The following is a 20,747-nucleotide window of genomic DNA, read 5'->3' as shown; positions in this document are numbered from 1 at the left end:
ACGGTCATGCCGGGTGGCCGGCCGCGACGGCGGTCGCCCGGATCGACTGGATGACGGACACCAGAGCCTCCACCTCGGCCTCGGGGAAGATCGCCTCGGGGCCGGTCGGGGCGAGAGCGGTGAACGGCGACTCATACAGCGCGTCGACGTCCATCGTGCCGTTGCGAGCCAGGTAGTCGATCAGCTCCTGGACGAAGCGGAGCTGCTGAGCCGTGAGCGCCGTGTCCCGCCGGAAGGTCTCGAAGGCCAGGTCCGCCGCCTCCCGCTCCAATCCGGTGAGCGACCGCAGGAACAGCCCGAGGCCGCCCTTGGCGTCCTTGACGTCGTCGATGTCGGCCGTGGTGCCGAGCCCGGCCTCGAGGAAGATCTTCTCCAGCTCCGACAGGTCGAGGGCGGTGATCTGCCGGTTGCGGCGGATCTTCCGGACGGCGAGCTGGTCCTGGTGCGTGTGGAGGTAGATCCGGACCTTCTGTTCGAACCGGGTGAGATGCGTGCCGATCTCCATGCCACTGAGACTGGCCGCGGTCAGGTCACCGAGCTCGTCCTCGAAGTCGGTGTAGACGATGCCGCGCCTGGTCCTCTCGATGAGCCGGACGAGACCGCGCAGGCGGCGGCGCATGGTCTCCAGCAAGGGCGGCGTGACGTCCTGCCACCACTCGTCGCCCGCGACCTCGTCGAGCAGGACGTGCTGTGCCCTGATCGTCGGAATGGTCAGCTGATCGAGCAGGGCGGACGCGATGTGCCGGACCTGGTCGCGGAGGCGGGCGACGTCCGGGTCTCCCTTCACGACGGCGAGCTGGAGCCGGAGCGCGAGCAGGTCGAACCGCTTGGCCTCCTCACCGTCGTCCTGGTCCCGGAAGGCGGTCGGAAGCCCGGCCAGGTGGTCGACGACCTCACCGTGCGCGTCGGGCGTGAACGCCAGCCAGGCGTCGAAGTCGTCGAAGCGGTCGACCTGTTCACGGTGCGGCCGGACCAGGACGTTCTCCCGGTTCATCGCCGTGACCTCGTCGTGCAGCCGGGTGGCCAGGTCCCAGCGCAGGCCGGAGTCACTGACGGTGCCGTCGGACTCAGGACGTACGGCGGCCCGCGCCGTGTCCGCCCGGCCGGCGCCCGACGCCTCGTCCAGCGCGAGGAGCAGGTCGGCGCGGCGCTCGAAGATCCGCTGACTCAGCGAGGGAGCGACCTTGCCCTCGGCGCGCATCAGGTTCTGGTTGAAGAACTCGATGTTCCGGCAGAGGTCGAAGACCAGGAAGCCGTCCTTGCTGCGGTTCGGACCGAACAGGTCGGGCGCGAGACGGGTACCGCGGCCGATCATCTGCCAGAACTTGGTCCTGGAACGCACCAGCCTGAAGAAGACGAGGTTGACGACTTCGGGGACGTCGATTCCGGTGTCCAGCATGTCCACCGAGATGGCGATCCGCGGCTGATCCGCCGCGTCGGAGAACCTCTCGATCAGGCTCTGGACGTACTCCTTGCGGTACGTGATGACCTGCGCGAAGGCACCCTTGAGGTGCGGGTAGTTCGTGTCGAACCGCTCGGCGATGAACTCGGCATGGCGGTTGTTGGCGGCGAAGACGATGGTCTTGCCGAGCTGGTCGCCGCCGTTGACCTTCAGGCCGTGCGTCATGAGGGTCAGCAGCATCTTGTCGACGGTGTCGGCGTTGAAGAGGTAGGTGTTCAGTTCCTCCGTGGTGATCTCGTCGGGGACGGCACCGTCCTCGCTCCACTCCGTCTCGTCCCACTTCTCCTTGTCCTCGTCGGACAGGTCGTCGTACTTGATTCCACCGCGCTGGAACTTCAGCGGGACATCGACGGCTCGCGGCGCCACCAGGTAGCCCTCGGCGACCGCCTGGTCCAGGCCGTACACGTCGGTGGGCACGCCGTCCTGGAGCGCGAAACGCCGGTACGTATTGCGGTCGACCTCGTCCTTGGGCGTCGCCGTGAGGCCGACGAGGAGCGCATCGAAGTAGTCGAAGACGGCGCCGTACCGCCGGTAGACCGACCGATGGGCCTCATCGACGACGATCAGGTCGAAGAAGCCCGGGCCGAAGGTGCGCCGGCCCTCGGCGTCGGTCTGACCCATCAGGTTCATCATGGTGGGATAGGTGGAGACGAACACCCGGGCATGGGGGTCCTTCTCCTCCAGCAGGTTGACCACCGGGGCGCCGGGCAGGTGCTTCCTGAACTCGACCGTGGCCTGTGCGACCAGGGCCTTGCGGTCGGCGAGGAAGAGGATGCGCTTGGCCCAGTTGGCGCGCATCATCAGGTCGCCGAGCGCGATGACGGTCCGGGTCTTTCCGGAGCCGGTCGCCATCACCAGCAGTGCGTGCCGCAGCGAGTCCTTCTCGAAGGAGTCGGCGATCCTCTGTATCGCGCGGATCTGGTAGTGACGGCCGGCGATCTGCTCGTTGACCGGCAGCGTGGCGAGATGGCGACGGCTGACCCGGCGCTGGACCAGGAGCCGCAGTTCTTCCTTGGTGTAGAAGCCCTGGATCTCGCGGGGCGGGTAGTGGAGATCGTCGAACAGGTAGGTGCGGTACCCGTTGGTGTAGAAGATCACCGGCCGCTGCGTGAACTCCGCCGCCAGAGCGTCGGCGTAGAGGGTCGCCTGGAACTTGCCCTGGTCCGGGTCCCGGGTGGTCCGCTTGGCCTCGACGACGGCCAGGGGCTTGCCGTCGTCGTCCCACAGGACGTAATCGACCTTTCCCCTGCCGGAGGGCGCGGCCGAGGGGGGCAGGCCGGTGACCGGGTACTCACGGTCCCTCGGCTGATCCAGCGCCCAGCCGGCCTCCTGGAGCAGGAGATCGATGATCAGGCTCCGGGTCTCGGCTTCGTCGTACGCGTGGGTGTCCTGCCGCGCTTCGTTCGCGGCCTTGGCCGCCTTGATCTGCTCCCGCAACCGGGCGACTTCGGCGTCCATCGCCTGGTTGTTCTTCCGCGTGGCGGCCAGTGCGGCATCCTGCGCCGCGTACGTCCCGGCCCGCGCCCTCAGCTCGGCCCGCCGGGCGACGCGCACCTGCGCCGGGACCGGCCGAGGGATCAGCGCGGTGTCGAACGCGAGGGCGTCCGCGGGCAGCAGGGCCTGGTCACGGGTGTAGGTGCGGGCCATCCAGAACAGGACGTGGAAGAGCTCGGCCACGGTGCGCACCGCGTCCTTCGGAGCCACGGGGCTTGTGCGGTGCACGGCGATGTCGCCCTGGCGCCGGATCACATCCATCTTCGCCCGGACCGCGGGACCGGCCGCCTTCAGGAGCGTCGGCTCGGCGATCAGCGCCGCCAGATCATCCTGAGGGGGCGGCTTGAGGGTGCCGTCCGCCTCGAACAGCCACGTCACCGCGAGCGCCAGCACGCGGCGGGTGTGGAACGCGGACGCCCGCGGGTCCGCGTACGCCAGCCGCTCGGCGTGGACGGCTTCACGGTGCAGCTCGGGCCATTCGGCCCGCAGGAACCCGAAATTGCTCACGCCGCTCCTTCACCGCCCGCCGCGCCCCCGTCGGGCCACAGCTCGCCACGGAACGCGCGGTGCTCAAGCGACGCGAACAGAGCATCGAGCAGAGAAAGGTGCCTCACCTGAGCCTGTTTGTGTCCGCGGATCGCCACCATCCGCGACGCGAACTCCTCCTGGAGCTCGACGGGGGGAACCATCACGGTCGTCTCGGTGATTTGCTTGATGTTGAGCGTGGGCTGCGCAACGGTACGCAGTTCCCCGACGAAATACCGCTGCACACTCGTCGTGCGGAGATGTTCGGCGAGGTACTCCCGCAGCGGCTCCGAGGAAATGGGAATGCGTGCGACGGCGCGTGCGACATTGGATCCGATGTCGGATTCCGACACGAGGGCGACCGATCCGATGGAACCGACGCAACCCACCAGGATCTCGCTCCCCCTCAGGCGCGAGCGTGCGTACTTCGCCTCGATCAGCGGGTCGATCGTTTTGATCGCGGAACGGTCCACACGTCCGTCCAGGAGATCGCCGACACGCACCAGAGGGACACCGCCCGGAACATCGTCGCCCGGCTGGATGACGCCGTAGTTGATCCGGTCATCCGAGTCGGCCAGGCCGGCCAGGCTGTCCGTGGGCCAGCCATGAGGGTTGGCGCGCGGGTCGCCGAACATGTCGTGGAACACCGACTGGGCGAGGGTGTCGAGGCAGGCGACGGTCCGGCGACGCTTGGAGCGCAGCGCCTGCACGTGATCCAGCAGCCGTGCGATGCGACGCTGATCCTCAAGTGTGAGAACCGGGAAGGGCATTGCGCCGATGTCTTCCCGATTCACCTGCTTGAAGGTCGCGCCCCTGCCCTTGGCCGCCAGCGCCGGTGCGCTGAAGGCAAGCCAATTCCACAGGAAACGGGAGTCCACGTCCGCGCCGGCCCGCAGGGCCGCGACTCCACGGCCCAGGCAGTATTCACCGTCCGACAGGATCTTGGCGCCGATGGAAGCGCGAATCCCCAGGATCACGTCTCCTGCCCTGGACAGCTTGGACGCTTCGGTCGTGTACTTCTTCGGGGCCGGCCTTCCGTCTCGGAAATCACCGGCGCCGGCGATCAGCGGCCAACCCTCACCGGCGGTGTTGTACGCGCTGCCTTTCGGCGCCTGCCCCATGATGACGGAGCAGACCTCGTCCAGCCGGGCCGTCGCGCTCATTCCAGCATCCCCTTCAGGTCGCTCATCCCCTGCTGGATCTCCGCCTCGATCCGCGCCAGTTCGTCCATGATCGAGCCGGGTGCCCTCATCTCCACTTCCTCGTGGACGGTCTCCTTGTACCGGCTGAGGCTCAGGTCGTAGCCCTGAGCGGCGATGTCCTCCCTGGGCACGCAGAAGCTCCGCTCGGTGCGCGCCCTGTCCTGCTCGCTTCCGTTGCGTCGCCGCCAGCGGGTCAGTACGTCAGGCAGGTTGTTCTTGGCGTGCTCGTCCCGACTCAGCACGCCGTCCCGCACGAGCGGCCCCAGCTTGTCGTCTCCCAGGAGCGGCGTGCGCTTGTCGTCCAGACTCCAGCCGTCCGCGGTGACGTCGTAGAACCAGACGCTGTCGGTGCCGCCGCTGTTGGTCTTGGTGAAGAACAGGACCGCCGTCGACACCCCCGCGTACGGCTTGAAGACGCCACCGGGCAGCTTGACCACGGCGTCCAGCTTGTGGCCTTCGACGAGCAGCTTCCGCAGTTCCTTGTGCGCGTTGCTGGAGCCGAACAGCACTCCGTCCGGGACGATGACCGCGGCCCGGCCGCCGGGCTTCAGCAACCGCAGGAACAGGACGAGGAACAGCAGCTCGGTCTTCTTGCTCTTGACGACCTTCCGCAGGTCCGCCGCTGTCTCGTCGTGATCCAGGCTGCCGGCGAAGGGCGGGTTGGCGAGGATGAGGGAGTAACGGTCGGCTTCGCCCGCCGCGCTCTGCGCGAGCGAGTCGCGGTAGCGGATGTCGGGGTTCTCGACCGAGTGCAGCAGCATGTTCATGCTGCCGATGCGCAGCATGGTCCTGTCGAAGTCGAAGCCGTGGAACATGCTCTCGTTGAAGTGCTGTCGCTGGGCCGGTGCGAACAGCGCCTCGCGGTGCGTGCGCTCCACGTATTCGGCGGAAGCCACCAGGAAGCCGGCCGTGCCGCAGGCCGGGTCGCAGATCTCGTCACCCGGCTGTGGGGCCATCATCTCCACCATGAGCTGGATGATGTGCCGGGGCGTACGGAACTGCCCGTTCTGCCCAGCCGTGGCGATCTTGCTGAGCATGTATTCGTACAGATCGCCCTTGGTGTCCCGGTCGCCCATGTCGATGCCGTTGATCATGTCGACGGCTTTGGCGAGCAGGTTCGAGGTCGTGATGGTGAACCGCGCGTCCTTCATGTGGTGCGCGTAGGTGGACCCGTCACCGCCCAGGTCGCGCAGCCAGGGGAAGACGCGGTCACGCACCTCGGTGAGCATGTTCGCAGGGGACTCGTTGACGAACACCGACCAGCGCAGGACCTGATCGTTCTCCGTGAAGATCGGGTTCTCGACCGGCCGCCCGGTGCGCCGGGCCCTGTTCTCCTTGGCCTGCTCCAGGATGTCGATGCGCCGGATGAACATGAGGTAGGTGATCTGTTCGATGACTTCCAGCGGGTTGGAGATGCCTCCCGACCAGAAGGCGTCCCACAGTCGATCGATCTTGCTCTTCAGCTCACCTGTCATCACGCAGAGCAGGCTAGCCGAGCAGCCGGCGGCCGGACCACGAAGACCGAGGCCGGCCTCGTGACCTGTCTCCCGTCGTGGACGACATGCCGCCCCAGGACACCTGGCCGGCCGGCCATCAGCCGCGCGTCCATGGGTTCCCCGAACGGCCGCATGAGGCGCCCAACGTCGTTGCCACGTCCATGCGGTGGGCCCGAGGGATGGGGGTCGGCGCACGCGTCCGAGGCCCTATCGTGCCCTCATGTCCGCCGATCTGATGCGTATCGTTTCGCGTGATTCCCCGATGGCCCTGGCCCAGGTCGAGCGTGTCCGCGCGGAGCTGGCAGCGCTCCACCCGCACGTCAGGACCACCGTCCTGCCGGTGAAGACCACGGGCGACACATGGATGGGCGACCTCGCCCGGGTCGAAGGGAAGGGCGCGTTCACCAAGGAGGTCGACGCCGCACTCCTCGCCGGGGAGGCGGACCTCGCGGTGCACTGCGTCAAAGACGTCCCCGCCGACCGGCCGCTCCCGGCGGGGACGGTCTTCGCCGCCTTCCTCAAGCGCGACGACATCAGGGACGCTCTGATCCACCCGGAAGGTCTCCCCCTGGACGACCTGCCGCCCGGACCCGGATCGGCACCTCCTCCGTGCGCCGGATCGCCCAGCTCGCCGCGTCCCACCCGCAGCTGGAATGCGTTCCGATGCGCGGCAACGCGAACAGGCGCCTGGAGAAGCTGGACGCCGGTGAAGCCGACGCGCTCCTCCTGGCCGTCGCCGGTCTGGAGCGGATCGGCCGCACGGACGTCATCACCGAAACGCTGTCGGCCGACGTGATGATGCCGCCCATCGGGGCCGGCGTCCTGGCGTTCCAGTGCCGGGAGGGCGACACGGACCTGATCGACCTCGTCAGCGGGCTCGGCGACCGCGACGCCCACCGGGAGACTCAGGCCGAGAGGATGTTCCTGCACGTGCAGTCACTCAGTTGGTCACCCAGACGCAGAAGAGACCACCTACTGAATCAGTAGGTGGTCTCTGACCTGGTACTACAGCGTCGGGGTGGCGGGATTTGAACCCACGACCTCTTCGTCCCGAACGAAGCGCGCTGCCAAGCTGCGCTACACCCCGATCGTCGCCTTGGCAGCGTGTGCTGTCCTGGCGACATCGATTACTTTAGCGGACCTCCGGCCGGAGACGAAATCCGGTTTACGGGCTCCGGGGCCGGAACCAGCGGGGAGGCCCGGCGGAAGTGGTCCGCCGCCACCAGCGCGAGCCCGAGGGCGTAGAAGGCGAGGCCCAGTACGGCGGCGTTCAGCGCGACGCGGGCGTAGCCGTACAGGGCCACGTCGACGAACGGGTACGGGTAGCGGCCCTTGGTGCCGGGGGCCAGCAGGGCGCCGCGGACCAGCGCGAAGGTCACGTACGCCAGGGGGTAGGCCAGCCACTGGAGGGCGTGGCGCGGGCGCAGGGTGCGCGGGGCCGTCAGGAGGAGGAAGTCCAGGACGGCGCCGAGCGGAGTGACCGTGTGGAGGAGCTGGTTCGCGACGGCCTTGGCGCCGGAGAGCTCGGAGAGCTCCGCCGCCACGTTGAAGGGGCTCGACGGGTTGGCCAGGACCAGGTGGAAGACCAGGCCCGTGACCAGGATGTAGAGGAGTACGCCGCCCCGCCACAACGGGGCGGCGTCCGGTCGCCGCTGCCAGGTGCGGGCCGCCGAGAGCGCGAAGACGGCCGCGACCAGGATGTTCGTCCAGATGGTGAAGAAGCTCAGCACCAGCGGCACGCTGCCCAGGACGCACTCGATGACGATCCCCGTCGCGGCCGCCGCCGCGATCAGGGCACGGAAGGCCGTGGCGGTGGCGCGGGCGAGGCGGTGGGGCGGGGGCGGCGGCGGGGTCATGCCGTCAACGTACGGGCGCCGGCCTCGGGAGTTCCCGGGGGCCCGGCGTCAGCGTCAGGAGCGTCGCCTCCGGAGGGCAGGCGAAGCGGACCGGGGTGTACCGGTTCGTGCCGCAGCCCGCCGAGACGTGGAGGTACGCGCGGTGGCCCTCCGTCTCGTGCGTGGAGAGCCCCTTCACCCGCTTCGTGTCCAGGTCGCAGTTGGTGACGAGCGCGCCGTAGAAGGGGATGCACAGCTGTCCGCCGTGCGTGTGCCCGGCGAGGATCAGCGGGTACCGGTCGGCGGTGAAGGACTCCAGGACGCGCAGGTACGGGGCGTGCACGACGGCCATCGAGAAGTCCGCGTCCCTCTCCGGGCCGCCCGCCACCCGCTCGTAGCGGTCCCGCTTGATGTGCGGGTCGTCCAGGCCGGTGAAGGCCAGCTCCAGGCCGTCCAGCTTCAGCCGGCCCCGGGTGTTGGTGAGGTTCAGCCAGCCCGCCGCGTCGAAGGCGTCCCGCAGGTCCTCCCACGGGTTGTGGACGGCGCCGACGACCGGCTTGTTGCCGTTCAGCCCGTGCCGGCCCTGCGTCCGCTCGATCAGGTAGCGGCCGGGGTTGCGCAGCCGGGGCCCGTAGTAGTCGTTCGACCCGAAGACGTACACGCCGGGGAAGTCCATCAGGGGGCCGAGGGCGTCCAGCACCTCCGGCACGCCCTCGGTGTCCGAGAGGTTGTCGCCGGTGTTCACGACCAGGTCGGGGCGCAGGCCGGCGAGCGACTGCAGCCAGGCCCGCTTCTTTCGCTGCCCGCCGACCATGTGGATGTCCGACACCTGGAGTACGCGCAACGGGCGCATCCCCGGGGGCAGGACGGGCACCGTGACCCGGCGAAGGCGGAACGACCGCGCCTCGAATCCGGCGGCGTAGGCCACACCGGCGGCCCCCACCGCCGCGATTCCGGCAGCGGCCTTCAGAGGTACTCCGTAACGCGCGCGCATGGACCCATCGTCGCAGACCGGGAAAACGCGCGGGCGCCATCACCCCCGTACCTGGCAGACTCATGTCCATGACCACGCTCAAGGCCAGGCTCCAGGAAGACCTCACGACCGCCATCCGGGCGCGCGACGAGCTGCACTCGTCCACGCTGCGCCTGACCCTCACCGCCATCACCAAGGAAGAGGTCGCCGGCAAGGAAGCCCGCGTGCTCTCCGACGAGGAAGTCCTCAAGGTGATCGCGAAGGAGGCGAAGAAGCGCCGCGAGGCCGCGGACGCCTTCGCCCAGGGCGGCCGTCCCGAGCAGGCCGCCCGGGAGACCGCGGAGGGCGAGTTCCTCGACACGTACCTGCCCCGGCAGCTCTCCGACGACGAGCTCGTCGCGATCGTGACGCAGGCCGTCGAGGAGGCCAGGGCGGCGGGAGCCGAGGGGCCGCGGGCCATGGGCGCCGTCATGAAGATCGTGAACCCGAAGGTCGCCGGGCTGGCGGAGGGCGGGCGCGTCGCCGCCGTCGTCAAGCGGCAGCTGTCCTGACCGGACCCCGTCGAACGGGTGAGGGCCCCAGCCGTATCCGGCTGGGGCCCTCACCCGTTCCGCGCCTCACCCGTTCCGCCGCCTCGCGCGGCCCGCGCGCCTAACGGTCGTCGCGGCCGCCGATGAGGCCCGGGTCCAGTGAGATCCCCGGGAAGGGGTCGTCCTGGTCGCCGCCGCCTCCGTTGCCCCCGCCTCCGTTGCCGCCGCCGCCCGTGCTGGCGGCTCCCGCGACGGTCTGCCCGCCGGTGCGGCCGCCGGGCTTGTTGTCTCCGCCCGGCTTGCCCGGCTTACCGGGCTTGCTCGGGTTCGTCGTCGGAGGCTTGTTGCCGCGCGGGCCGCCCGCCGGGACGTTCGGCTCCGGGATGCTGACCGTGGTGAAGTTGGGGGCCTCGCGCCCGGACAGCGCGCCCGAGACCGCGTCCTTCCAGATCGGACCGGGCAGCCCGCCGCCGAAGACCTTGTCGTAGGACCGGCCGCCGATCACGATGTCCTCCATCGTGATCTTCTTCGCGCCGCCGGAGCCGACCCACACCGCGCCGGAGACGTTCGGCGTGTAGCCGACGAACCAGGCGTTGTAGCGGTTGTCCGTCGTACCGGTCTTGCCCGCGCTGTCGCGCTCGCTCAGGCCGGCCCGCTCACCGGTACCGGAGTCCACCACCCCGCGCAGCAGCGTGTTGATGGTGTCGGCGGTGTCCTGGGACATCGCCCGGTCGCACTTGGACTTCGGCACCGCGAGGGCCTTGCCGTGCGAGTCGGTGATCGACTCGATGGCGACCGGCGTGCAGTAGGTGCCGCGGTTGGCGAAGGCCGCGTACGCGTTGGCCATCGTCAGCGGGGACATCTCCTCCGAGCCGAGCGCGATGGCCGGGCCGTCGGCCAGCTTCGCACCGCTCGCCGGGACGACACCGAGCTTCTTCGTCATCTCGGACACCGGGCACAGCCCGATCTCGGAGATCATCTCGACGAAGTAGGTGTTGATCGACTTCTCCATGGCCGTCCGCAGCGCGTAGGGGCCGATCTCGTCCTCGGTCTCGTTCTCCGCCGTCTCCTTGGTGACGTTGACGTACTGCGAGCCGTCGCAGCGGGAGATCGGGCTCGGGTAGTCCAGCTTGTTCGGCGCCGGGTACACCTTCGTCGGCGGCAGGCCCCGCTCCAGCGCGGCGGCCGCGATGAAGGGCTTGAAGGTCGAGCCGACCTGGAAGCCGAAGTTGGAGCCGCCCATCCGCTTGTCCACGGAGTAGTTGATCTGGGTCTCGTTCTTGCCGAAGCCGTACGGCTTGGACTGACCCATCGCCAGGACCCGCCCGGTGCCCGGCTGGACCAGGGTGACCGCCGTCGCGATCGAGTCCTCCTGGTAGACGTGGTCCTTGATCGACTCGTTGGCCGCGTCCTGCGACTGCGGGTCCAGGGTCGTCCGTACGGTCAGGCCGCCCTGGTTCCAGACCTTGGCCCGCTCCTCGCGTGTCTTGCCGAAGACCGTGTCGGTCAGGAAGGTGTTGCGGACGTAGTCACAGAAGAAGCCGGCGCCCTTGACCGCGGTGATGCAGCCGTTGCGCGGCTTCGTCACCTTCAGCGTGACGGGCTTGGCCTTCGCCGCGTCCGCCTCCGCCTGCGAGACGTCCTTCATGTCGGCCATCCGCTGGAGGACGATGTTGCGGCGCTTCATCGCCTCCTGCGCGTCGTTCACCGGGTCGTACCGGCTCGGCGACTGCACGACCCCCGCCAGCAGCGCCGACTCCTCCAGGGCCAGGTCCTTGGCCGGCTTGCTGAAGTAGCGCTGGGCGGCGGATTCGATTCCGTACGCCTGCTGGCCGAAGTACGTGATGTTCAGGTAGTTCTCGAGGATCTTCTTCTTCCCGAGTTCCTCCTCGACCTGGATCGAGTACTTCAACTCGCGGATCTTGCGTCCGAGGCTCTTCTCCTGCGCCTCGCGGACCTTCGTCTCGTCGTCGCCGGCCTCTTCGACGAAGACGTTCTTCACGTACTGCTGGGTGAGGGTGGAGGCGCCCTGCGCGGCGCCGCCCTCCTGCGCGTTGCGGTTGACCGCGCGCAGGATCCCCTTGAGGTCGACCGCTCCGTGTTCGTAGAAGCGGGAGTCCTCGATCGCGACGATCGCCTTCTGCATGTACGGGGAGACCGCCGTGAGCGGGACCACCTGCCGGTCGCGCGAATAGACCGTGGCGATCAGGCCACCTTCGGAGTCCAGAATCGTGGTCCGCTGGCTCAGCGGCGGAGTCTTGAGGTTGGCCGGGATCTCGTCGAATCCCTCGACGGTGCCCTTGGCCGCGATGCCCAGGGCGCCTGCCGCCGGGATGGCCATGCCTGCCAGTACAACTCCGGAGAGAACGGACACCCCGAGGAACTTGGCGGCCTGCTGGCTCCCCGTGAGCCCGCCGCCCGAGCGCTTCTTTCCCATGGAGGGCAGCCTACGTTCTGATTCACCGGACACGCGCGAATGCCTTGGCCTAAGCTGTCCCCAACTGTCACAGCAGTGCGGTATGACATCAACCCCTCGGCTTGTTTTTCACCCTTCCCGAATGGGGTGGACGCATGTCCGAATCCCGCCCCCTGTGCCATCCGAGCCCCGCCGGTGGTATCCCGATTTCACCCGAATCGCCGGAATGGCCGGGCATGTCGCCGGATCACTCCGTCGGGTGATCTGCCGCTTACCCATAGTCCGTTCGGACCATTCAAGATTGGGCCCGTCGGGGGTGTTGCGCGGTGCCCACCTTCCGTAACGTCCTCAACTGGCAGCGGTGAATATGCCTCTGCCGCCGTGGGGGAGCCTCGATTCGGGAGAGGACGGCGCCGGGATGGGCTGGGTTACCGACTGGAGTGCGCAGGCAGCCTGCCGCACTACCGATCCGGATGAACTGTTCGTTCAAGGAGCGGCACAGAACAGGGCCAAGGCGGTGTGCACCGGATGTCCGGTGCGGACCGAATGCCTGGCCGACGCCCTCGACAATCGCGTCGAGTTCGGCGTGTGGGGCGGAATGACCGAGCGGGAACGACGTGCGCTGCTGCGCCGGCGTCCCACCGTCACCTCGTGGCGACGGCTGCTCGAAACGGCTCGTACGGAGTACGAGCGCAGTACCGGCATCCTCACCATGGATGACGACACGGAGATCGACGTTCCGTACGAGACGTACGCGGCAGCCGGGTAACCGTCGGCACCGCGTCGTAGGGACGCCTACGCTCCGGCCGGAACCCCGGCCGCGAGTCGCTCTCCGATGGCCCGCAGCCCGGCGAGGTCGTGCACGTCGCCGGGCAGGGCGGCCACTTCGGCCACCGCCACTTCGGGGTGCAGTGAGGTGAAGCGGTCGCGTGTGCGTCGTTCACGCGCGATCACCTGCATCCTCTCGGCGTGCAGGCGCAGCAGCCCCGCCGTGATCACGTCCGCCGTGATCACGCTGTCGGCCGTGCCGGTGCCGTCGGCTCGGTGCGTGCCGTCCTCGTCGCGCGCGCCGTCGTCGCGCGCGTCGTACTCGTCGTACATGTCGACTTCCGCGGTGTCGCGTGCGGCGCTGGGGGAGCCGGTCTCGGGAGTCCGCGCGGAAGTGGCGGCGGCCTCCGCGGCCGCGTCACGAAGTCCAGCTTTCCCGGACTCCTGATCGACAATGCACCCTTCCTCAAGATTCTCTGCGGCGGCCAACGCCCGCTCCGCGGACAGCTGGTCGGCGCCACTGCCGTGCACCCGGTTCAGTACCAGCCCGGCCAGCGGCATGCTCTCCGCGGCCAGCCGCTCCACGAAGTACGCGGCCTCGCGCAGCGCGTCCGGTTCCGGGGCCGCGACCACGAGGAAGGCCGTTCCGGGAGCCTGGAGCAGCCGGAAGGTGGCGTCCGCGCGGGTGCGGAACCCGCCGAACATCGTGTCCATCGCGGCCACGAAGGTCTGTACGTCCTTCAGTAGCGAGGCGCCCATCAGCTTGCTCAGGGTGCCCGTCATCATCGACATGCCGACATTCAGGAACTTCATCCCGGCCCGGCCGCCCACCTTCGCCGGAGCCATCAGCACCCGGATGAACTTCCCGTCCAGGAAGGACCCGAGGCGTTTGGGGGCGTCGAGGAAGTCCAGCGCCGAACGGCTCGGCGGGGTGTCCACGATGATCAGGTCCCAGTCGTCCCGGGCCCGCAGCTGCCCCAGCTTCTCCATCGCCATGTACTCCTGCGTGCCCGCGAAGCCCGCCGACAGGGACTGGTAGAAGGGGTTCGCGAGGATGGCCCGGGCGCGCTCGCCGTCCGCGTGCGCCTCGACGATCTCGTCGAAGGTCCGCTTCATGTCCAGCATCATGGCGTGCAGTTCACCGCCGTCCGCGCCCACGGAATCCACCTTGCGCGGCGTGTTGTCCAGCGAGTCGATGCCCATCGACTGGGCGAGCCGCCGTGCCGGGTCGATGGTCAGCACCACCGCCTTGCGCCCGCGCCCGGCCGCCCGTACGCCCAGTGCCGCGGCCGTGGTGGTCTTCCCGACCCCGCCCGAACCGCAGCACACGATGATCCGGGTCTCCGGGTCGTCCAGCAGCCGGTCGACCGCCAGCCGCGGCGGAGTGTCCAGGCCCACGGTGTCCACCCCCTCGCTCATTCGGCCACCGTCTGCTTCCGCAGGTCCTTGGCGAGCGCGTACAGCCCCGCCAGATCCATCCCCGTGCCCAGCAGGGGGAGTTCGTACGCGGGCACGTCCAGCCCGTTCAGCACGGCCCGCTGCGTGCGCTCCAGCTCCACCCGGCCCGCGTGCTCGGCCGCCTGCGCGACCAGCGGGTCCACCAGCCGCTCGGCCAGCCCGCCGCGGCGCGCCCCGCCGAGCCCCGCCCGGGACAGCGCCTGCGCCACTCCGGCGCGGTGGTCGCCGGCCGCCGCGCGCAGGGTGTCCTCGTCCAGGTGGTGCGGCCGCACCATGTTCACGACGATCCGGCCGACCGGCAGCCCGGCCTCCCGGAGCTCCGCGATGCCGTCCGCGGTCTCCTGCACCGGCATCTCCTCCAGCAGGGTGACCAGGTGCACGGCCGTCTCGGGGGACTTGAGCACCTTCATGACGGCCTGCGCCTGGTTGTGTATCGGCCCGAACCGGGCCAGGCCCGCGACCTCGTCGTTCACGTTCAGGAAGCGGGTGATCCGGCCGGTCGGCGGCGCGTCCATGATCACGTGGTCGTAGACGAACCGGCCGGTCTTGTCCTTGCGCCGGACCGCCTCGCACGCCTTGCCGGTCAGCAGGACGTCCCGCAGCCCGGGGGCGATGGTCGTCGCGAAGTCGATCGCGCCGAGCTTCTTGAGGGCACGGCCCGCCGAGCCGAGCTTGTAGAACATCTGGAGGTAGTCCAGCAGCGCCCGCTCGGCGTCGATGGCGAGCGCGAAGACCTCACCGCCTCCGGGAGCGACGGCGATCTTCCGTTCCTCGTAGGGGAGCGCCTCGGCGCCGAAGAGCTGCGCGAGCCCCTGCCTGCCCTCGACCTCCACCAGTAGAGTCCGCCTGCCCTCGCGTGCGAGGGCGAGCGCGAGTGCGGCGGCGACCGTGGTCTTGCCGGTGCCGCCCTTGCCGCTGACCACCTGGAGCCTGCTCACAGCGTCCGAGCCTAACCACTCGGCTCACGGGACGCGCATGAGCCCCGCATCACAGGCACTACCCTCGCTCCCATGACCAAGAAGTTCGAATACGCGACCGTCCCCCTGCTGGTCCATGCCACCAAGCAGATCCTGGACACCTGGGGCGAGGACGGCTGGGAGCTCGTCCAGGTCGTGCCCGGGCCGAACAACCCCGAGCAGCTGGTGGCCTACCTCAAGCGGGAGAAGGCATGAGCGGTGTCGTCGAGGCGCGGCTGGCCGAGCTCGGCCTGACCCTGCCGGAGGTCGTCCCGCCGCTGGCCGCGTACCAGCCGGCCGTGCGGTCCGGCGCGTACGTGTACACCGCGGGCCAGCTTCCGATGGTCAAGGGCAGCATGCCGGTCACCGGCAAGGTCGGCGCCGAGGTTTCGGCGGAGCAGGCCAAGGAGCTCACCGCCGTCTGCGCGCTGAACGCCCTGGCGGCCGTCAAGTCGGTCATCGGTGACCTGGACAAGATCGTGCGCGTCGTGAAGGTCGTCGGCTTCATCGCCTCGGCCCCCGACTTCACCGGCCAGCCGGGCGTGCTGAACGGCGCGAGCGAGCTGCTGGGCGAGGTGCTCGGCGAGAAGGGCGTCCACGCCCGCAGCGCGGTCGGCGTGGCGGTCCTCCCGCTGGACGCGCCCGTCGAGGTCGAGATCCAGGTCGAGGTCGAGCCCTCCGCCTGACGCGGCAGGCCGGCCCGTCCGCCGGCCCGTCCGCCTGTTCGTCCGCCTCTCGTCCGCACGGATGCGGGCCGGGTCGCGCGGTGCGCGGGCCGGTCCGCATCCGTCGGTGCTCCCGTTACGCGCGGGGCCGCCCTCGGGTCCGGGGCGGCCGGGCGCCGCACGGTCCCCCTCGAACATCGGGCCGGATGGCCGTAGCATCCCGCCATGCCGAATGGTCAGTCGTACGGTCAGCAGCAGCCCCCCGCCGGAGGCCAGTGGTACCCGCCGGAGTGGCCCGACCGCATCCGCGCGCTCGCGGACGGCTCGATCACCCCGGTCGACCCGCGGCGCGCCGCCACCGTGATGCTGCTGCGCGACACCCCCGCCGGGCCCGCCGTGCACATGCTCCGCAGGCGGGCCTCCATGGCCTTCGCCGGGGGCGCGTACGCCTATCCCGGCGGCGGCGTCGACCCCCGCGACGAGGAGCACCAGGTCGGCTGGGCCGGGCCCTCCCGGGGCGACTGGGCCGCCCGGCTGGGCACCGATCCGGCCACCGCCCAGGCGATCGTCTGCGGGGCGGTGCGCGAGACCTTCGAGGAGGCGGGCGTCCTGCTGGCCGGCGAGACCCCGGACACCGTCGTGGGCGACACCACCGGCGACGACTGGGAGGCCGACCGGGCGGCCCTCGTGGCCCGAGAGCTGTCCTTCGCCGCGTTCCTGGACCGCCGCGGCCTGCGGCTGCGCTCGGACCTGCTGGGGGCGTGGGCGCGCTGGATCACCCCGGAGTTCGAGCCGCGCCGCTACGACACCTGGTTCTTCGTCGCCGCCCTCCCCGTCGGCCAGCGCACCCGCAACGCCTCCACCGAGGCGGACCGCACCGTCTGGATCCGCCCCGCCGACGCGGCCGCCGGGTACGACAAGGGCGAGCTGCTGATGATGCCGCCGACGATCTCCACCCTGCGCTCCCTGGAGCCGTACGGGAGCGCCGCCGAGGCGCTCGGCGCGGCCGCGGCGCAGGACCTCGCCCCGGTGCTGGCCCGGGCCTCGCTGGAGGACGGGCAGCTGGTGCTCAGCTGGCCGGGCCACGACGAGTTCACGAAGCGCGTGCGCCCGGGAGGCCCCGCATGACCGACGCCGCCGCACTTCCCGGGCAGCCCCGCGGCCTGGTCGTCTCCGGGCCGGCCACCGCCCGCGCGGTCAACGTGCTGGCCCCCAACGCCTCCGCGATGACCCTGGACGGCACCAACACCTGGCTGCTGTCCGAGCCGGGCTCCGACCTGGCCGTCGTCGTCGACCCCGGCCCGCTGGACGAGGCGCACCTGCGCGCGGTCGTCGCCACCGCCGGGCGGGCGGGCAAGCGGATCGCGCTCACCCTCCTCACGCACGGCCACCCCGACCACGCCGAGGGCGCCGGCCGCTTCGCCGAGCTCACCGGCACCAAGGTGCGCGCCCTGGACCCGGCCCTGCGCCTGGGCGACGAGGGCCTGGCCGCCGGGGACGTGATCCGGACCGGCGGGCTGGAGCTGCGGGTGGTCCCGACCCCGGGCCACACCGGCGACTCGCTCTGCTTCCACCTGCCCGCCGACCGGGCCGTGCTGACCGGTGACACGATCCTCGGGCGCGGCACCACCGTCGTGGCCCACCCCGACGGCCGCCTCGGCGACTACCTGGACTCCCTGCGCCGGCTGCGCTCGCTCACCGTCGACGACGGGGTCCACACGGTCCTGCCGGGGCACGGGCCGGTCCTGGAGGACGCCCAGGGGGCCGTGGAGTTCTACCTGGCCCACCGGGCCCACCGCCTCGCCCAGGTGGAGACCGCCGTGGAGAACGGTTTCGCCACCCCCGAAGCGGTCGTCGCCCGGGTCTACGCGGACGTCGACCGCTCGCTGTGGCCCGCGGCGGAATGGTCCGTCCGGGCGCAGCTCGAGTACCTGCGGGAGCACGGCCTGATCCCGGGAGGGCCCGAGTGAACGACGCTGCTCCTGCTCCTGCTGCTCGCATCGGCCGCCGGACCGAGGCGATCAGGGCCTACCACGCCGCCACGGGTGCGGGCCCGGCGGAGGCGAAGGCGGCCGTGCAGGCCCTGGAGTTCATGGAGGCCCTGTAAGGCCCTGTTAGGCCCTGTCGGCCCTGGAGATCACCCCGTAGGGCCGCTCAGGAGCCCTCCGGGGGCGTGCGGGGGGTCTTGGTGCCGTGCCGGGCCGTGTACTCGCCCGCGAGCCACGGGCCGAGGTCGTCCACGTACGCGCGGAGCACGGCCGGGTCGGCGACCGGGTCCAGGGCCACCGCGGCCGCCGCCCGCATCTGGGCCGCGCGGCCCGGGTAGTACCGGCCGAACACCTCCGCGGACTCGGTGAGGTCGCTGGTCCAGCCGCCCCACCGCGGCATCACCAGCGTGAACCCGGTGCGCACGAGGTGCCGCGAGAACCCCCGGGTCAGCCGGCGCAGCTCCTCCGGGGTCGAGGCGGCCCCGGCGCGCTCCCGCCACCCCGGCAGCATGGCGGCCAGGTCGCCGTTGGTCTCGCGGGCGAGCAGGCCGTCCGGGCGGTAGCGCGGCAGGTGCTCGGCCAGGTCCGGGCCGAGGAGCGGGGTGGACAGGCAGGCGAGGAACCAGCCGAGGTCGTACCGCTCGGCCTCGCTCAGCAGCGTGCCCTCGCCGTAGAGCAGGATCCCGACCCCGTCGATCACGGGGAAGTCCCCGTCCAGCCCGCGCGCCAGTACCTCGGCGGTGTCCCGGTCCTCGGCGGCGGGCTCGCGGCGCAGGGCGAGCAGCAGGTCCAGGTCGGACCGGCCGGGCCGGGCGGTCCCGCGCGGCACGGACCCGTACAGGTACGCGCTGTGCAGCCGCCGCCCGTACACCTCGGCGGTCCGCTCCCGCGCGGCCGCGACGACGCCGGCGAAGGCGGCGGGCACCCGGCCGAGGGCCCCCTCGCGCTCGAAGTACCCGTACGCGTCCAGCCCCCTGCGCTCCATGGCTCCACTGTGCCCCGCCGGCGGTCGGGGCGGTCCGGCGGGGTCGCGGGCGGTGGGCGCGGGACGCGCGAAGGGGCCCTGCCCGGCGTGCGGGCAGGGCCCCTTCAGGGTGCGACGGGTGCGACGGACGTCAGCGGGACCGCTTCGCGAGGCGCTCCACGTCCAGCAGGATCACGGCGCGCGCCTCCAGGCGCAGCCAGCCGCGGCCCGCGAAGTCGGCCAGGGCCTTGTTCACGGTCTCGCGCGAGGCGCCGACGAGCTGGGCGAGCTCCTCCTGCGTCAGGTCGTGCACGACGTGGATGCCCTCCTCCGACTGCACGCCGAACCGGCGCGACAGGTCGAGGAGCGCCCGCGCGACACGGCCGGGAACGTCGGAGAAGACCAGGTCGGACATCTGGTCGTTGGTCTTGCGCAGGCGCCGGGCGACGGCGCGCAGCAGCGCGGTGGCGACCTCGGGCCGGGCGTTGAGCCAGGGCTGGAGGTCGCCGTGGCCGAGGCCGAGCAGCTTGACCTCGGTCAGCGCGGTGGCGGTGGCGGTGCGCGGGCCCGGGTCGAACAGCGACAGCTCGCCGATCAGCTCGCCGGGGCCGAGGACGGCCAGCATGTTCTCGCGGCCGTCGGGGGAGGTGCGGTGGAGCTTCACCTTGCCCTCGGTCACGACATACAGCCGGTCACCGGGATCGCCCTCGTGGAACAGGGCGTCGCCGCGCGCGAGGGTCACCTCGCCCATGGAGGCGCGGAGCTCCGCGGCCTGCTCGTCATCGAGCGCCGCGAAGAGCGGGGCACGCCGCAGTACGTCGTCCACGAGTCTCTCTCCTATGTCGACCAGCTCAGGGGACCGCTCCCCATTTTGCCGGACGGCTCAAACAGTGCGATCAATCACAAGGATGCCGGACGGACGGGTGTGCTGTGCGGCGAGAGACCAATCGGGGTGGTGTTACCTGAGGTCCGGGCGGGTGTCAGCGGCCGGCCTTAGGCTGGCCGGGTGTCCAACAAGCCGGTGAGAGCACAGGCCAAGGGGTCCGCGGGAGTGACGGCGGCCCACGATTCAGCCGTGGGCGAACATGCCCCTGTGGAGGCGTCAACGAAGGCCCCGCCTGCCCCGGAGGGCAAAGATTCGGCCAAGAAACCGAAGCCGGTCCGAGGGGAATCGCACCTGGCCATGGTGCGCAGGGCCCGCCGCATCAACCGTGAGCTGGCCGAGATCTACCCGTACGCCCATCCGGAGCTGGACTACCGCGACCCCTTCGAGCTCCTCGTCGCGACGGTGCTGTCCGCACAGACCACCGACCTGCGGGTGAACCAGACGACCCCGGCCCTGTTCGCCGCCTACCCGACCCCCGAGGACATGGCCGCGGCCGCCCCCGAGGATCTGGAGGAGCTGATCCGGCCGACCGGGTTCTTCCGGGCCAAGTCCCGCTCGCTGCTCGGCCTCTCGCAGGCCCTGCGGGACGACTTCGGCGGGGAGGTGCCGGGCCGGATCGAGGACCTGGTGAAGCTGCCGGGGGTCGGCCGCAAGACCGCGAACGTGGTCCTCGGCAACGCCTTCGGCGTCCCGGGGATCACGGTCGACACCCACTTCGGCCGGCTGGTGCGCCGCTGGAAGTGGACCGGGCAGGAGGACCCGGAGAAGGTCGAGGCGGAGATCTGCGCGATCTTCCCCAAGAGTGAGTGGACGATGCTCTCGCACCGGGTCGTCTTCCACGGCCGCCGGATCTGCCACTCCCGCAAGCCGGCCTGCGGCGCGTGCCCGATCGCCCCGCTGTGCCCCGCGTACGGGGAGGGCGAGACGGACCCGGAGAAGGCGAAGAAGCTGCTCAAGTACGAGAAGGGCGGCCAGCCGGGCCAGCGGCTGAACCCGCCCCCGGACTACCCCGGCCTCCCGGCCCCGCCGGCGGCCGCCCGGGCGGCGCAGCCGTAGGGCGCGGCGGGCGGCGCGGCCTCAGGAACGAATCGGTACCCGGACCGCGTTTGGCGGTGTGGGAGAACACGGA

At 70.6% G+C, this 20,747-nt stretch carries 18 protein-coding genes, 1 tRNA gene and 1 pseudogene; 9 read left to right on the top strand and 11 right to left on the bottom strand.

All coding sequences use genetic code 11. From position 1 onward, the window contains the following. Positions 1–4: 4 nt before the first annotated feature. From ABT106_RS01365 to ABT106_RS01355, 3 genes are read right to left on the bottom strand one after another with little or no spacing between them, the layout of a single operon-like run. Positions 5–3,463, bottom strand: coding sequence for a DEAD/DEAH box helicase family protein (locus tag ABT106_RS01365; RefSeq protein ID WP_351270553.1), 3,459 nt, complete (start codon positions 3,461–3,463; stop codon positions 5–7). Continuing rightward, entirely contained in the window at positions 3,460–4,644 is a 1,185-nt protein-coding gene (locus ABT106_RS01360; RefSeq protein WP_351270550.1) for a restriction endonuclease subunit S, read from the bottom strand. The genes ABT106_RS01365 and ABT106_RS01360 overlap by 4 nt, the downstream gene beginning before the upstream one ends. Then, positions 4,641–6,158: a type I restriction-modification system subunit M gene (locus ABT106_RS01355; RefSeq protein ID WP_351270548.1), complete on the bottom strand. Its 1,518-nt coding sequence runs from the start codon at positions 6,156–6,158 to the stop codon at positions 4,641–4,643. Before ABT106_RS01355 ends, ABT106_RS01360 begins: the two co-directional genes overlap by 4 nt. Before the next feature lie 241 nt (positions 6,159–6,399). On the opposite strand from ABT106_RS01355, the pseudogene hemC reads away from it, so the two are divergent. Then, positions 6,400–7,112: pseudogene (gene hemC, locus ABT106_RS01350) on the top strand (hydroxymethylbilane synthase); the annotation flags it as partial. Between the two features lie 80 nt (positions 7,113–7,192). Here hemC and ABT106_RS01345 read toward each other — a convergent pair. From ABT106_RS01345 to ABT106_RS01335, 3 genes are all read right to left on the bottom strand, one after another. Continuing rightward, a tRNA-Pro gene (locus ABT106_RS01345) sits at positions 7,193–7,266 on the bottom strand. A 40-nt stretch (positions 7,267–7,306) separates the two neighbouring features. Beyond that, positions 7,307–8,035 carry a Pr6Pr family membrane protein gene (locus ABT106_RS01340; RefSeq protein WP_351270545.1) on the bottom strand — a complete coding sequence of 243 codons (729 nt, stop codon included), beginning with the start codon at positions 8,033–8,035 and terminating at the stop codon, positions 7,307–7,309. Positions 8,036–8,039: 4 nt separating this feature from the next. Then, positions 8,040–9,008 (bottom strand): metallophosphoesterase, encoded by a 969-nt coding sequence (locus ABT106_RS01335; protein ID WP_351270542.1) that lies wholly within the window; start codon positions 9,006–9,008, stop codon positions 8,040–8,042. 68 nt (positions 9,009–9,076) lie between these two features. On the opposite strand from ABT106_RS01335, the gene ABT106_RS01330 reads away from it, so the two are divergent. After that, positions 9,077–9,538, top strand: a complete 462-nt coding sequence (locus ABT106_RS01330) for a GatB/YqeY domain-containing protein (RefSeq protein WP_351270539.1) — start codon at positions 9,077–9,079, stop codon at positions 9,536–9,538. A 100-nt stretch (positions 9,539–9,638) separates the two neighbouring features. Here the strand turns inward: ABT106_RS01330 and ABT106_RS01325 are convergent, their stop codons facing one another. Further along, complete coding sequence (locus ABT106_RS01325; RefSeq protein ID WP_351270536.1) at positions 9,639–11,954, bottom strand: transglycosylase domain-containing protein; 2,316 nt, start codon at positions 11,952–11,954, stop codon at positions 9,639–9,641. Between the two features lie 397 nt (positions 11,955–12,351). Here ABT106_RS01325 and ABT106_RS01320 point away from each other — a divergent pair, with 397 nt between their 5' ends. Continuing rightward, positions 12,352–12,702: a WhiB family transcriptional regulator gene (locus ABT106_RS01320; RefSeq protein WP_267721232.1), complete on the top strand. Its 351-nt coding sequence runs from the start codon at positions 12,352–12,354 to the stop codon at positions 12,700–12,702. Between the two features lie 26 nt (positions 12,703–12,728). Here the strand turns inward: ABT106_RS01320 and bagB are convergent, their stop codons facing one another. Next, complete coding sequence (bagB, locus tag ABT106_RS01315) at positions 12,729–14,120, bottom strand: ATPase BagB (protein WP_351270533.1); 1,392 nt, start codon at positions 14,118–14,120, stop codon at positions 12,729–12,731. After that, positions 14,117–15,097 carry an ATPase BagA gene (gene bagA, locus ABT106_RS01310; RefSeq protein WP_351270530.1) on the bottom strand — a complete coding sequence of 327 codons (981 nt, stop codon included), beginning with the start codon at positions 15,095–15,097 and terminating at the stop codon, positions 14,117–14,119. The genes bagB and bagA overlap by 4 nt, the downstream gene beginning before the upstream one ends. A gap of 72 nt (positions 15,098–15,169) precedes the next feature. On the opposite strand from bagA, the gene sp36 reads away from it, so the two are divergent. From sp36 to ABT106_RS01285, 5 genes are all read left to right on the top strand, one after another. Then, positions 15,170–15,331, top strand: coding sequence for a Sp36 family protein (sp36, locus tag ABT106_RS01305; RefSeq protein WP_007264966.1), 162 nt, complete (start codon positions 15,170–15,172; stop codon positions 15,329–15,331). Next, entirely contained in the window at positions 15,328–15,801 is a 474-nt protein-coding gene (locus ABT106_RS01300; RefSeq protein WP_351270528.1) for a RidA family protein, read from the top strand. Before sp36 ends, ABT106_RS01300 begins: the two co-directional genes overlap by 4 nt. A 204-nt stretch (positions 15,802–16,005) precedes the next feature. Beyond that, positions 16,006–16,908, top strand: a complete 903-nt coding sequence (locus ABT106_RS01295) for an NUDIX hydrolase (RefSeq protein ID WP_351270526.1) — start codon at positions 16,006–16,008, stop codon at positions 16,906–16,908. Further along, positions 16,905–17,750 (top strand): MBL fold metallo-hydrolase, encoded by an 846-nt coding sequence (locus ABT106_RS01290; protein ID WP_351270523.1) that lies wholly within the window; start codon positions 16,905–16,907, stop codon positions 17,748–17,750. Before ABT106_RS01295 ends, ABT106_RS01290 begins: the two co-directional genes overlap by 4 nt. After that, positions 17,747–17,887: a hypothetical protein gene (locus tag ABT106_RS01285; protein ID WP_351270522.1), complete on the top strand. Its 141-nt coding sequence runs from the start codon at positions 17,747–17,749 to the stop codon at positions 17,885–17,887. Before ABT106_RS01290 ends, ABT106_RS01285 begins: the two co-directional genes overlap by 4 nt. Before the next feature lie 47 nt (positions 17,888–17,934). Here ABT106_RS01285 and ABT106_RS01280 read toward each other — a convergent pair whose 3' ends face one another. Continuing rightward, entirely contained in the window at positions 17,935–18,753 is an 819-nt protein-coding gene (locus ABT106_RS01280) for a nucleotidyltransferase domain-containing protein (protein ID WP_351270520.1), read from the bottom strand. Positions 18,754–18,883: 130 nt separating this feature from the next. After that, positions 18,884–19,558: a Crp/Fnr family transcriptional regulator gene (locus ABT106_RS01275; protein ID WP_003981529.1), complete on the bottom strand. Its 675-nt coding sequence runs from the start codon at positions 19,556–19,558 to the stop codon at positions 18,884–18,886. A gap of 267 nt (positions 19,559–19,825) precedes the next feature. Here ABT106_RS01275 and nth point away from each other — a divergent pair, with 267 nt between their 5' ends. Further along, positions 19,826–20,674, top strand: coding sequence for an endonuclease III (gene nth / locus ABT106_RS01270; protein WP_502979144.1), 849 nt, complete (start codon positions 19,826–19,828; stop codon positions 20,672–20,674). Positions 20,675–20,747 lie beyond the last annotated feature (73 nt).

It is taken from the genome of Streptomyces sp. NPDC002044 (assembly GCF_040296725.1).
In the GTDB taxonomy this organism is placed as follows: domain Bacteria; phylum Actinomycetota; class Actinomycetes; order Streptomycetales; family Streptomycetaceae; genus Streptomyces; species Streptomyces antarcticus.
This window is presented reverse-complemented; position numbering and strand designations above follow the sequence as displayed.